6 protein-coding genes are annotated in these 13,450 nt (G+C 67.4%); all 6 read right to left on the reverse strand.

Going from position 1 to position 13,450, the window contains the following annotated elements; translation table 11 throughout:
- Window positions 1-19 precede the first annotated feature (19 nt).
- A complete protein-coding gene (gene gyrA, locus V3391_RS06030; protein ID WP_332077497.1) occupies window positions 20-2,731 on the reverse strand; it encodes a DNA gyrase subunit A in 2,712 nt (903 codons plus the stop codon).
- A gap of 247 nt (window positions 2,732-2,978) precedes the next feature.
- Window positions 2,979-4,040, reverse strand: coding sequence for an S-methyl-5-thioribose-1-phosphate isomerase (mtnA, locus tag V3391_RS06035; protein WP_332077498.1), 1,062 nt, complete (start codon window positions 4,038-4,040; stop codon window positions 2,979-2,981).
- A 972-nt stretch (window positions 4,041-5,012) separates the two neighbouring features.
- Window positions 5,013-5,978 (reverse strand): EF-P lysine aminoacylase EpmA, encoded by a 966-nt coding sequence (epmA, locus tag V3391_RS06040; RefSeq protein ID WP_332077722.1) that lies wholly within the window; start codon window positions 5,976-5,978, stop codon window positions 5,013-5,015.
- Between the two features lie 8 nt (window positions 5,979-5,986).
- Window positions 5,987-8,491 (reverse strand): NAD-dependent DNA ligase LigA, encoded by a 2,505-nt coding sequence (gene ligA / locus V3391_RS06045; protein WP_332077499.1) that lies wholly within the window; start codon window positions 8,489-8,491, stop codon window positions 5,987-5,989.
- Window positions 8,492-8,853: 362 nt separating this feature from the next.
- Window positions 8,854-9,606, reverse strand: coding sequence for a cell division protein ZipA (zipA, locus tag V3391_RS06050; RefSeq protein ID WP_332077500.1), 753 nt, complete (start codon window positions 9,604-9,606; stop codon window positions 8,854-8,856).
- A gap of 111 nt (window positions 9,607-9,717) precedes the next feature.
- A complete protein-coding gene (gene smc, locus V3391_RS06055; protein ID WP_332077501.1) occupies window positions 9,718-13,230 on the reverse strand; it encodes a chromosome segregation protein SMC in 3,513 nt (1,170 codons plus the stop codon).
- Window positions 13,231-13,450 lie beyond the last annotated feature (220 nt).

Genomic DNA, 13,450 nt, shown 5'->3' on the forward strand with positions numbered 1-13,450 from the left:
ACTCGAAACGCGTCGAACCTCAGGCGTCGGGCGACGCCGTCGGCGCATCGACCGCCGGCGTCTCGCCCGGCGGCAGCGCATCGATGTCGTCTTCGCTGCTGTCGACGATCGAGCCGTCCACACGCTCGATGCCCTGCAGACGCTCGTCCTTGGACACGCGCATCAGGGTCACGCCCTGCGTGTTGCGGCCGACGCGTGCGATCTCCGATGCGCGGGTGCGCACGAGCGTGCCGCCGTTGGAGATCAGCAGCACCTCGTCGTGGTTGTGCAGCAGCACCGCGCCGACCAGCGGACCGTTGCGCTCGGTCGTCTGGATGCCGATGACGCCCTGCGTGCCGCGTCCCTTGCGCGGGTATTCCGACAGCGGCGTGCGCTTGCCGTAGCCGTTCTCGGTCGCGGTGAGGATGTACGGGATGTCGTCGCCCGCACCCGTCTCGACTGCGGCTTCGCCGGCCGTCGCTTCGATCGTCGTGTCTTCGACGGTGTCCTCGGACTCGTCTTCGATGCCGCCCGCGCTTTCGGCGACGATCAGGCTCACCACCTGTTCGCCCTTGGTCAGGCGGATGCCGCGCACGCCACCGGCCGTGCGACCCATCGAACGCACGCGGTCCTCGCCGAAGCGCACCGTCTTGCCGTTCGATGCGAACAGCAGCACGTCCTTGTCGCCGTCGGTCAACGCGACGCCGATCAGCGCATCGCCCTCGTCGAGGCGGATCGCGATCTTGCCGCGCGCCAGACGATAGGCGAATTCGGTGAGCGGGGTCTTTTTGACCGTGCCCGCGCGCGTGGCGAAGAACACGTACTGGCTTTCGAGATACTCGCGCACCGGCACGACGGCCTGGACTTTCTCGTTCGCTTCCAGCGGAATCCAGTTGATGATCGGACGGCCGCGCGCGTTCGGGCCGGCGTCCGGCAGCTGATGCACGGGCAGCCAGAACACGCGGCCGGCGCTGGTGAAGGTCAGCAGCGTGTCGTGCGTGTTGACCAGCCACAGCTGCTCGATGAAATCCTCGTCCTTCGTCGCCGCCGCGTTGCGGCCGCGGCCACCACGCTTCTGCGCGCGATAGGCACTGACGGGCTGACGCTTCGCATAGCCGGAGTGCGACAGCGTGACCACGACGTCCTCGGGCGCGATGAGGTCGAGGATGTCGAGATCCTCTTCGCTGGCGCGGATTTCGCTGCGACGCGCGTCGCCGAACTCTTCCTTGACGTTGCGCAGCTCGGTGCGGATCACGTCCAGCAGCACATCGGGGTTCTCGAGGATCTCGATCAGGCCGCGGATCGTTTCCAGCAGCAGCTTGTATTCGTCGGTGAGACGATCCTGCTCCAGCCCGGTCAGGCGGTGCAGGCGCATCTCGAGGATCTGCTGGGCCTGGACGTCGGTCAGCTGGTAGTGACCGTCGATGAGACCGACGCCATCGGGCAGGTCTTCCGGACGCGAGGCCTCGGCGCCTGCCGCGCCGAGCAGCGCGCCGACCAGACCCGCTTCCCAGCGCCGGGCGAGCATCCGCTCCTTGGCGACCTGCGGATTCTCGGACGTCTTGATCAGCTCGATCATCTCGTCGATGTTCGCGAGCGCGACGGTCAGGCCTTCGAGGATGTGCGCGCGGTTGCGCGCCTTGCGCAGTTCGAAGATCGTCCGGCGCGTGACCACTTCGCGGCGGTGACGGACGAAGGCTTCGAGGATCTGCTTGAGGTTGAGCAGCTGCGGGCGGCCGTCGACCAGCGCCACCATGTTGATGCCGAACACCGACTCCATCTGCGTCTGCGAATAGAGGTTGTTGAGCACCACATCCGCGGAATCGCCGCGCTTGATCTCGATGTAGATGCGCATGCCGTCCTTGTCGGACTCGTCGCGCAGCTCGCTGATGCCTTCGAGCTTCTTTTCCTTCACCAGCTCGGCGATCTTCTCGATCAGCCGCGCCTTGTTGACCTGGTAGGGAATCTCGGTGACCGCGATCGCCTCGCGCCCGTTGTCCGCCACCTCGATGTCGGCACGCGCGCGCATGCGCACCCGGCCGCGACCGGTGCGATACGCCAGATGGATGCCGCCGACGCCGTTGATGATGCCCGCGGTCGGGAAATCGGGACCGGGGATGTATTCCATCAACCCGTCGATGTCGATCTCGGGGTTGTCGATCAACGCGACGAGCGCATCGATGACTTCGCCGAGATTGTGCGGCGGGATGTTGGTCGCCATGCCGACCGCGATACCGGCCGAGCCATTGACCAGCAGGTTCGGGAACCGGGTCGGCATGACCGTCGGCTCGCTTTCCTTCTCGTCGTAATTGGGCTGGAAATTGACCGTTTCCTTGTCGATGTCGGCCATCAGCTCGTGGCTGAGGCGCGCCATGCGCGACTCGGTGTAACGCATCGCCGCCGCGGAGTCGCCGTCGACCGAACCGAAGTTGCCCTGGCCGTCGACCAGCATGTAGCGCAGCGAGAACGGCTGGGCCATGCGCACCAGCGTGTCGTAGACCGACTGGTCGCCGTGCGGGTGGTACTTACCGATGACGTCACCGACGATACGCGCCGACTTGAAGTACGCCTTGTTGCTGTGCGCGCCGAGTTCGTGCATCGCGAACAGCACGCGACGGTGGACCGGCTTGAGGCCATCGCGGACGTCGGGGAGCGCGCGTCCCACGATCACGCTCATGGCGTAATCGAGGTAGCTGCGGCGCATCTCGTCTTCGAGGTTGACGGGGATGATTTCTTTCGCGGAATCGACCATCTAGAGGGTTTGCATCCTGTCTACGCGGTCCGGATTTCCGGCGCCGGGCACGAGGCCCCAGCGCGGCGCGTACCGGCCGCCGGCAACGCGATCAAAACGACAGGAAATCTTAGCACAGAAGCGGCCCTCGCAGGCCGCCTTTCCGACGCAAAAACAATCACTTATGTGGTTTCGCGCGCGGTATTTCCGGCGAATACCGCCCGGGCGGCGAACGACGCGCGCACGCACACGCCGCCTCGCGCCGGCATCAGGCCTTGAACAACGCCTGCATCGATGCGGTCGATGGCCGTTCGACGACGCCCTGCTCGGTCACGATCGCATCGATCAGCTCGCCCGGCGTCACGTCGAACACCGGATTCCAGGCCTGGATGCCTTCGGCCACGGTGCGCGTGCCGCCGATGCCGAACAGCTCGCCCGGATCACGCTGCTCGATCTCGATCAGATCGCCCGAGGCGGTGTCCATGTCGACCGTCGAAGACGGCGCGACGACCATGAACTTCACGCCGTGGTGGCGCGCGGCGATCGCGAGCTGGTAGGTGCCGATCTTGTTCGCGGTGTCGCCATTGGCGCAGATGCGGTCCGCACCGACGACGATCCACTGCACCGCGCCGGTCTTCATCAGATGCGCAGCCGCGGAATCGGCGATCAGGGTCGCGTCGATGCCGTCCTGCTGCAGCTCCCACACCGTCAGGCGCGCGCCCTGCAGCCACGGCCGCGTCTCGCCGGCGAACACCTTGCCGATGCGCCCCTGCGCCATGCCCGCGCGGATCACGCCCAGCGCCGTGCCGAAACCCGCGGTCGCCAGCGAACCGGTGTTGCAGTGGGTCATGACGCCACTGCCGGGCGCGATCAGCTCGGCGCCGAGCGCGCCCATGTGGCGGTTGGCCGCGAGGTCTTCTTCCGCAATCGCCTGCGCCTCACGCGCCAGCACCTCGCGCCAGTCGGCACCCGAGGTCGCCAGCACACGCCGCATCCGCGCCAGCGCCCACGCCAGATTCACCGCCGTCGGCCGCGCGGCATTGAGCCGCTGCAACGCCGGCTCGAGCTTCGCCAGCGCCGCCGTTCCGTCATCGGCCTCGAGATCACGCGCGCCCAGCACCGCACCCCATGCCGCCGCGATCCCGATCGCCGGCGCCCCGCGCACGGTCAGGTCGTGGATCGCCTGCGCGACCTCGTCACTGGTGGTGCAGGACACGTGCTCGACGACGAAGGGGAGCTTGCGCTGGTCGAGCAGATCGAGCGTGTCGCCGGTCCAGAGGATCGGGCGGATGTGGTCGTAGCGGTCGAAATCGAGGGGGGATGTGTTCATGGGGGCATTGTAAATCGGGGATGTTGGATTGCTGTTGGCGGAAGTGGGTGCCGAGTTCTCGCTGCGATCGCCGCTCTCCCGCCCTGCCCGCCCTGCCCGCCCTGCCCGCCCTGCCCGCCAGTACGGTCAGCAGAGAGTGCGACGAGTTAGCGAGACCCGTTATTCCCGCGAAAGCGGGAATCCATTTTGATGTTGGCGTCCGCTTTGGCATTGGCATTGGCATTGGCATTGGCAGAGGCACTGGCATTGGCATTGGCTTTGGCTGTGGCTTCCAGCTCTTGATCCGAATCGAGCCGTAAAGCGAGCCGAGCACCGGAGCCTGGCGTGGCCGTAGAGCAGCCCATGTTCGAGCGCAGCGAGTTTGGGCTGCGGAACCGTGAAGGTCCCAATGTGCCGCGTCAGGCGAGGAGCACAGGGCACCGATGCGGCTGTATCGCATCGGCTCGCGTCCGGCGAAGGGACCTTTTGGTTCCTTTTGGGTCCATCCAAAAGGGACTCGCGCGCGCAGCGGGCGAAAGCCGTGCACTTGCTCTCGCCTCTCAGCCTTGACGTTAGACTTTTCTATCGCCAAGCGATTGCTCGCAGAGCGAAGATCGAAGACAGGGCTTCCGCGCTGTCGCGCGGCTTACTTTTGTCTTGGCAAAAGTAAGCAAAACCGTCTTCGCCGGACGCGATCCGACACGGCTGCGCCGTGCCGGTTCCCTGCGCTTCTCGGACGACGGGGCACGCAGCCCAAACTCGCTGCGCTCAGACATGGGCTGCTCTTCGACCCCGCCGCCCTGCGATGCTCGGCTCGCTTTACGGCTCGATTCAAGTCAAAAGCTGAAAGCCAAGCCAATGCCAACGCCAACGCCAAAGCCAGGACTGAAACTCAGATCAAGATGGATACCCGCGTTACCAGACATGCGTCTGTTGAGAGCCGCGGGCATGACGACAATGAGTTCGGGTGAAGCACCGAAACCACGCGAGCGATCACGCTCGCGCAAAATCGAACGCGATCACATCGGCTATGCGCCCCGTCCAGAGCATCGCCATCATCAGGCGATCGACCCCCAAGGCCACGCCCGCGCAATCCGGAAATCCAACATCCAGCGCATCCAGCAGCGCCTCATCGATCGCGGGCAGTGCAGCATCGCGCGATCCGCGCACCGCATGATCCCGTTCGAAGCGCGCGCGTTGCTCCGCGCCGTCGGCCAGCTCGTGATAGCCGTTCGCGAGTTCGAGCGCGCCGAGATACAGCTCGAAACGCTCGGCCACCTGCACGCCGTCACGCTCGGCGACACGCGCGAGCATGCATTGCGACGCCGGGTAGTCGTGGACGACAAGAATCCGGTCTTCAGGATTCGCGGGCTGGATGCGATGCGTCATCAACAGGTCCAGCCAGTCGTCGCGGGTCAGGCCTTCGGGGTCGATCTGCACGTTGCCGAGCGCGGCCTGCAATTCGGCGTCGGCTGCGGTCATCGGATCGAGTCCGAGCGTGTCGAGATACAGCGCGCGATACGTGGTCTGCACCACCTCGGCGCGCCGGGCGACGATCTCCAGCGCGTCCTGCACCAGCGCGACGGTTTCGTCGGCGAGCTGGAACTGGTCCCAGCCGACGCGGTACCACTCGAGCATGGTGAACTCGGGATTGTGGCGACCACCTGCTTCGCCGTCGCGGAACACGCGGCCGAGTTCGTAGCAGTCTCCGAAACCGGCCGCGAGCAGACGCTTGAGCGGAAATTCCGGGGAAGTGCGCAACCAGCGCGTCCGCGGGCCGGCCGAGACGTGGCCGCCGAACTCGGTGCGGAAACTGGCGACATTGGGATCGGTATTGCCGGCCTGCGACAGCATCGGCGTCTCAACTTCGGGCACACCGCGTCCGGCGAAGAACGCACGCAGCGTCGCATTGAGGCGCGCGCGCAGGCGCAGGGTGTCGAAGCTGGCCGAGGGCTGCATCGATGCGCTCACGATTGCGATTCGAGAAATGCGAGCAGCGCCGCCTCGTCCCAGATCTCGATCCCGAGGTCCTGCGCCTTCGCCAGCTTCGAGCCCGCCGCTTCGCCGGCGACGACCAGCGAGGTCTTCTTCGACACGCTGCCGGCGATCTTCGCGCCCAGCGCTTCGAGTCGTTCGCCGGCCTCGTCGCGGGTCATGGCCTCGAGGCTGCCAGTCAGCACGACGGTCTTGCCATCGAGCGGGCCGCTGGTCTTCACTGCCTTGGCCGGCGCTGCATCGAGCAGACGCCGCATCGCGGCGTCACTCGCGCGCAGCGCGGCGAGTGCATCCGCGTCGGCCAGGAGCGCCGACAGGTTGTCCGCGCCTGCCGACGACAGGCCTGCGCCGGTCCAGCCGCTCGCGTTCGCACGCAGCAGCGCATCGAGCGTGCCGTAGGTGTCAGCGAGGCGCTCGGCGCTCTTGGCACCGAGCTTGTCGACGGGCAGCGTCGACAGCAGATGGGCGAGCCCCAGACGCTCGCGCAGGGCGGCCGATGGCGCGGTTTCGTCGGTGAACGTGATGCCGGCCGCGAGCAGCGCATCGACGACCTCGACGTTGCCGGGTTGTTCGAAGAACGTCGCGATCGAACGCGCAACCTCGCCGCCGATGTCGGGCAGCGCCTGCAGCAGCACGGCCGGCATCGTACGCACGAAGTCGAGCGTGCCCAGCCACTGCGCGAGCGACTTGGCCGTCGTCTCGCCCAGATGCGGAATGCCGAGCGCGAACAGGAAGCGCGGCAGCGTCGTCGTGCGACTGGCGTCGATGCCGGCAACGAGGTTCTCCGCCCACTTCGTCGCGAGCCTGCCGCCGGTCTCGACGGTCAGATGCGCGCGCAGGAACGCGGCGTCCTTCCACACCGGCGACTCCTGCGCGAGCACGGTTTCGCCCTCGGCATCCAGCGCGAGCGCGCCCTTGCTGTCGGCGATCGCCTGCGCGAGATCCGCCGCAGTCGCGGCATCGAGCGCGGTCTTCATCCGCACCAGGTCCTCGACCGTCAGCGCGAACAGATCGGCCGGCGAATGCACGAAACCGAACTCGACCAGCGCTTCGGCCTGCTTGTCGCCGAGGCCTTCGATGTCCATCGCGCGTCGCGACGCGAAATGGCGCACGGCCTCCTTGCGCTGCGCCGAGCACGTCAGGCCGCCGCTGCAGCGCCAGGCCGATGCGCCCTCCTCGCGCACGAGGTCCGAACCGCAGACCGGGCACGTGACCGGCATCGTCCATTCCACGGCGCCCGCCGGACGCCGATCCTCGATCACGCGCACGATCTCGGGAATCACATCGCCGGCGCGGCGCACGATCACCGTGTCGCCCTCGCGCACGTCGAGGCGGCGGATCTGGTCTTCGTTGTGCAGCGTCGCGTTCGTGACCGTCACACCGGCGACCTGCACCGGCTCCAGCCGCGCGACCGGCGTGATCGCACCGGTGCGACCGACCTGCACCTCGATCGCACGCAGCAGCGTCGACTGTTCCTGCGCCGGGAACTTGTGCGCCAGCGCCCAGCGCGGCGCGCGCGAGACGAAGCCCATCGTCGCCTGCTGGTCGTAGTCGTCGAGTTTGTAGACCACCCCGTCGATGTCGTACGGCAGCGTGTCGCGCGCGGCGCCGATGCGGCGAAAGTACGCGATCAGGCCGTCGAAACCGGTTGCGGTATCGGCTTCAGGCGCCACGGGAAAGCCGAAGTCGCGCAGCAGCGCGAGCGTCTCGGAATGCGTTTCCGGCAGTTCCAGTCCACGCACCTCACCGATCGAGTACGCGAAGAACGCCAGCGGCCGCCGGCGCGTGACTGCGGGATCGAGCTGACGCAGCGACCCGGCCGCGCCGTTGCGCGGGTTGGCCAGCAGCTTCTCGTTGTGGTCGAGCGCCTTCGCGTTCCAGGCCTCGAAGGCTTTGCGCGGCATGTAGATTTCGCCGCGGACTTCCAGCACGGCCGGTGGTGGCGTGCCGGTTTCGCGCAGCTTGAGCGGCACCGCGCGCACCTGGCGGAGGTTCGCGGTCACGTTCTCGCCGGTGCTGCCGTCGCCACGCGTGGCGCCCTGCACGAACACGCCGTCTTCGTAACGCAGGCTGATCGCGAGGCCGTCGAGCTTGGGCTCGACCGAGAACACCGGCGCTTCGACATTGAGCTTCTGCTCGATGCGACGCTCGAAATCTGCGACCTCGGCGTAGCGCGCACGATCGTCCGCGTCGTCGGCGACGCCCGCGGTCTCGAAGGCATTGGCCAGCGACAGCATCGGGATCGCGTGGGTGACTTCGGGAAACCCACCATCGGGACGCGCGCCGACGGTGCGGGTCGGCGAGTCGTCGCTGGCGAGCTCAGGATGCGCGGTTTCCAGCGCGTCGAGTTCGCGCAGAAGCGCGTCGTAATCGGCGTCCGGGATCGACGGATCGTCGAGCACGTAGTAGCGGTGATTGGCGTCTTCGATCAGCGCGCGCAGCTCGGCGACGCGCCCGGCGGGAGATGGCTTTGGCATGGGGGAATTGTAGGACGGCGGCGTTCCCGCGGGCGTCTGCCCTCACCCCAACCCCTCTCCCGGAGGGAGAGGGGCTACATCACGCGAACTTTGCGCTTTTCAGCCCCACTCCCTCCGGGAGAGGGGCTGGGGTGCGGGCAGCGCGATATCTGTGAATCACGCAGCTAATGCGTCTCATGCAATTCGCAGTTGCTGATCGCGCGGCAAAAGTGATCTGACGCAGTGTTCGACTTACGAAATCGAAAGCCCCGGCCCTCACCCGACGCGCTACGCGCATCGACCTCTCCCGGAGGGAGAGGTGTCAGATGAGGCGCACCTCACCCATCAGATGACGGATGCCGGAAATCGACATCGCACCGGACTCACCAGCGCGGGCTGCGGGTTACCGCGGGGACGTCGTGTTCGCGGTCCCAGCTGCGCAGTTCATCGCGCAGGCCGGCGATGCGCTGGCGGCCGAGGGCGTTGCGCTGTTCGTCGAGCAGTACGCCGTCGAGCAGTTCGGCCATGCGCTCGGCGGTGGGCAGCATCGCGTCCCAGGCGTCGAGGGCGCGGACCGGTGCCGGCAGGGTCAGGAAGAACGCGATCGCCGGGGTTTCGAGGCCCTGGATCTCGCTCATGTCGAAGCTGCCGGGGCTGCGGATGTTGGCGACGCTGAAGATCGGGCCGCGCTCGGGATGGCCGTCGACCAGCCGGTGGAACACGTTCATGTGGCCGTAGGTCAGGCCGGTCTTCTCGGCGGCGACCACGATGTCCGGGCCACGCAGCACATTGCCGGCGCGCGCGGCGATGTAGAGGGTCACGATCTTGTCGAAATCGTCGCTGGTGCGCTTGCCGAGCTCACTGTTCGGCGAGACAGCGCCGACGGTCTGGTCGAGCAGATCCATCTCGGCCTGCACGGCATCGGTGTCGCCTTCGGCACGTGGCACACCGGCTTCGCCCAGATCCTGCTCCAGCTGTGCGCCGAGCGTGGGCTCCAGGCGCTGCTCGCGGTCGTCGGTGCTGGCGACGCGACGACCCTGCCCGCTGCGCGGGCGGGTGCCGAAATACCACATGGCGCCCATCAGCAGCAGGCCTGCGACCAGGATTCCGATACGCATCATCCAGTCGTCGGTCATTCGCGGTGTTCTCCTTCGGGGTCGTTCATTATGCGCAGGCGCCGGGCCTGTCGGGCATGACGACCGCCGCCGGCCGGGCCGTGCGACGGTCGCGCCACATGATGACAGTCTCTAGGCGGCGCCTGCCAGTCGTGCGGCCTCGGCCAGATCGACCGACACCAGTCGGCTCACGCCGGGCTCGCGCATGGTCACGCCGCTGAGCTGGGACGCCGCTTCCATCGTCGCCTTGTTGTGGCTGACGAACAGGAACTGCACCTGCTCGCTCATCTCCTTGACCATCGCCGTGAAGCGGCCGACGTTGGCCTCGTCCAGCGGCGCATCCACCTCGTCGAGCAGGCAGAACGGCGCCGGATTGAGCTGGAAGATCGAGAACACCAGCGCGACCGCGGTCATCGCCTTCTCACCGCCGGACAGCAGCGAAATGTTGGACACGCGCTTGCCGGGCGGGCGCGCCATGATCGCCACGCCCGTGTCGAGCAGATCCTCGCCGGTCAGTTCCAGATACGCGTGGCCGCCACCGAACAGGCGCGGGTACAGCGCCTGCACGCCGGCATTGACCTTGTCGAAGGTGTCCTTGAAGCGACCGCGGGTCTCGCGGTCGATCTTGCGGATCGCCTCTTCCAGCGTGTCCAGTGCCGAATTGAGGTCAGCGTCCTGCGCGTCGAGGTATTCCTTGCGCTGCGCGGCTTCGGCGTGTTCGGCGATCGCGGCGAGATTCACCGGCTCCAGACGGCGCAGGCGCGCGTCGAAGTCGGTGACGATCTTCTCCCAGTCCTTCGCGTTCGCGGACTCCTCGAGACCATTCAACACCTCGTCGACGACGAATCCGCCCTCGACGACCTGCGCCGACAGCTGGTCGGCGGCGATCACCAGCGCCTGCTGGTCGAGCCGGCGCTGGCCGATGGCCTCGCGCTGGGTCAGCGCCTGCGCGTCGCGCTGCTGGCGGACCTGTTCGAAGGTACGCAGCTCGTTGTCCACGCCTTCCAGCGCGGACCGTGCCTCGGCCAGCGCGCGCTCGGTGCGCACGCGCTCTTCGAGCGCGACCTGGCGCTGCTGCTCCAGCGTGTCGACCGGCGAATCGCCCGTCGCCAGCTGCGCGGACAGTTCGCCTAGGCGATTGTCGATCTGGCCGCGCTGGCCGCCCATGCGCGCGAGCGCCTGGGTCAGCGAGGTGATCTGGGCGCGCTGCGATTCGATGGTCAGCGCGAGTGCGTGCGCGGTGTCGCGCGATTCGCGCGCGGCCGATCGCAGCTGGTCACGCGCCTCGACCAGTCCGCGGCGCTCGGCTTCGAGCGCGGCGCGGGCGGCTTCGAACTCGCCCATGCGCTCGACCGCATCTTCCAGCCGGCCACGCGCGTCGCGGGCCTGCTGGGCCGCGGTATCGAGGGTTTCGTGCAGCTGGGCGAGATCGGCGTCGATACGCTCGATGCGGTTGCGCGCGGCTTCCACCCGGCCCTGCTGGCTCTGGACCTGGCCGGCGAGTTCGGAGACGCCGCGATGCGCGACATACAGCGCACGCTGCGCTTCCTCACGCTGCTGCTCGACGCTGAGCAGCTGTTCGCGGCCCTGTGCGATGCGGGCTTCCAGCGTCTGTTCCTGCTCCTGCAGCGTGGCGATCGTCTCGCGCAGCGACTGGATCTCGCGTTCGCGCAGCAACGCGCCCTGCTTCGCCGCGCCCGAGCGCGACACACGCACCCAGCCGGCGCCGAGACGCTCGCCGCTGCGCGTGATCACCGAGTCGCCATCGCCCAGCCCCGCCTGCAGCGCGCGCGCCTCGGCCAGGGTTTCGGCCACATGCAGGCGCGCGAGCAGCCGGCGGATCGCGAGCGGGCCCTGCACTTTGGCCGCCAGCGACGTCGGCGTAAAGGCTTCATCGCCGGTGTCCGCCGATACCAGCGCCAGGCGGCTTTCGCCGAGTTCACCCAGCGCGTCGACCAGTTCGGCCGGCACGCCCTCGCCTTCGACCAGCACACCTTCGATCAGTTGACCGAGCGCGCTTTCGACCGCGAATTCCCAGCCCGATTCCACGCGCAGGCGCTCGCCGACGCGCGCCGAGGAATCGAGCCCGCGCTGGCGGAGCCATTCGACCGCCGCGCCCTGCTCCTGGCCGAGCGCCGCGTTCTGCAGGGTTTCCAGCGACGACAGGCGGCCGCGCGCTTCCTGCGCCTGCTTGCGCACGACGGAAAGTTCTTCCTGCGCACCGCGCTGGGCGTCCTGCAGGTCGACCGCCGCGGCCTTGCGCGTTTCCAGGTCGTCGCCGAGCGTGTCGAGCGCGGCCTTCTGTTCGTCGTGGCGGATCTGCAGGTCGGCGAAGGCTTCGCTCAGCGCGTCGAGATCCAGCCCCCCGCGTTCGGCCTGCAGCTGCTCGCGGCGGCGATCGGCTTCGAGCGACTGCTTGTCCAGATAGTCGACGCGGGTGCGCTCGACGTCACCTTCGCGCGCTGCCTCGCCCTGCTCGCGGTTGTGGGTTTCCCAGCGCGTCTGCCAGTCGGCGAGCGCGGTTTCGGCCTCGCGCAGCGTGTCCTGACGCACGGCGTCGTCGTCCTGCAGCTGCGCGAGCTGCGGTTCGGCATCGGCGATGCTTTCGTGCAGGGCGTCGAGCCGCAGCTGGTCCTGGTCGATGTGTTCACCAATCTCGGCCAGCTGTGCCTGCGCTTCGTCGCGGGCCTTGAGCAGGCGCGCCGACAGTTCGCGCTGGTGCTGGATCTGCTGTTCGACGCGGGCCAGCGCGCCGCTGACTTCGTAGCTTTCGGCCTGCGCGCGGTTGAGGCCTTCGCTCGCTTCGTGGCGACGCTCGCGACCGGTTTCCAGCTCGCGTTCGGCCTCGCGCTGCTCGGCGATGATCTGCTCGAGCCTGGTTTCTTCCTGGGCCAGTCCTTCGCGCAATGCGCGCAGACGCGAATCGAGCGTGCGCCATTCCAGCGCCTTCCACTGCGCGTCGCGGATCTTCCGCTCGGCCTGGATCGCGGTGTACTGCTCGGCCTGCTTGGCCTGCCGCGCCAGGTGCTGCAGCTGCTTGCCGACTTCCTCGCGCAGATCGCTGAGGCGATCGAGGTTCTCGCGGGTGTGGCGGATGCGGGTCTCGGTTTCCTTGCGCCGCTCCTTGTACTTGGAGATGCCGGCCGCTTCCTCGAGATAGACGCGCAGCTCTTCCGGCTTCGCGTCGATGATCTGGCTGATCATGCCCTGCTCGATGATCGAGTAGCTGCGTGGACCCAGACCGGTGCCGAGGAACAGATCGGTGATGTCGCGGCGGCGGCACTTGGTGCCGTTGAGGTAATAACCGCTCTGCCCGTCGCGGCTGACGGTGCGCTTGACCGAGATCTCGTTGAACGCGGCGAACTCGCCGGCGATCGTGTGATCGGAGTTGTCGAACACCAGTTCGACCATCGCCTGCGACACCGGCTTGCGCGCGGTGGACCCGGCGAAGATCACGTCGGTCAGCGAGTCGCCACGCAGGCGACTGGCCGAGGATTCGCCCATGACCCAGCGCACCGCGTCGATGATGTTCGACTTGCCGCAGCCGTTGGGCCCCACCACGCCGGTCATGTTGGTCGGCAGGTGCAGCGTGGTCGGATCGACGAAGGATTTGAAACCGGCGAGCTTGATCGTGGACAGGCGCATGCGGGCTTTGGTGGCCTCTTGGCGCCCGTCAGGGCGCGATGGATGACGGATAGCGTGTCATGCGATACGCGAAATTTCCATCGCAAGCGGTTGATTCCACAAGCACGGAGCGCCCCTCGCGCGCGCAAGCGGTCAGTATAGCGAGAGTTCCGGTGCGGTGAATTCCCAGCCCTTCTCCCTCTAGGAGAGGGTGCCCAAAGGGCAGATGCGGGTGCTTCAA

Source organism: Luteimonas flava, from assembly GCF_036584485.1.
Lineage (GTDB): Bacteria > Pseudomonadota > Gammaproteobacteria > Xanthomonadales > Xanthomonadaceae > Luteimonas > Luteimonas flava.

Bases quoted from the DNA above. Each gene is read 5' to 3' on its own strand.
- smc (WP_332077501.1), bottom strand. From the start codon at position 13,230: ATGCGCCTGTCCACGATCAAGCTCGCCGGTTTCAAATCCTTCGTCGAT.
- gyrA (WP_332077497.1), bottom strand. From the start codon at position 2,731: ATGGTCGATTCCGCGAAAGAAATCATCCCCGTCAACCTCGAAGACGAG.
- epmA (WP_332077722.1), bottom strand. From the start codon at position 5,978: ATGCAGCCCTCGGCCAGCTTCGACACCCTGCGCCTGCGCGCGCGCCTC.
- mtnA (WP_332077498.1), bottom strand. From the start codon at position 4,040: ATGAACACATCCCCCCTCGATTTCGACCGCTACGACCACATCCGCCCG.
- zipA (WP_332077500.1), bottom strand. From the start codon at position 9,606: ATGACCGACGACTGGATGATGCGTATCGGAATCCTGGTCGCAGGCCTG.
- ligA (WP_332077499.1), bottom strand. From the start codon at position 8,491: ATGCCAAAGCCATCTCCCGCCGGGCGCGTCGCCGAGCTGCGCGCGCTG.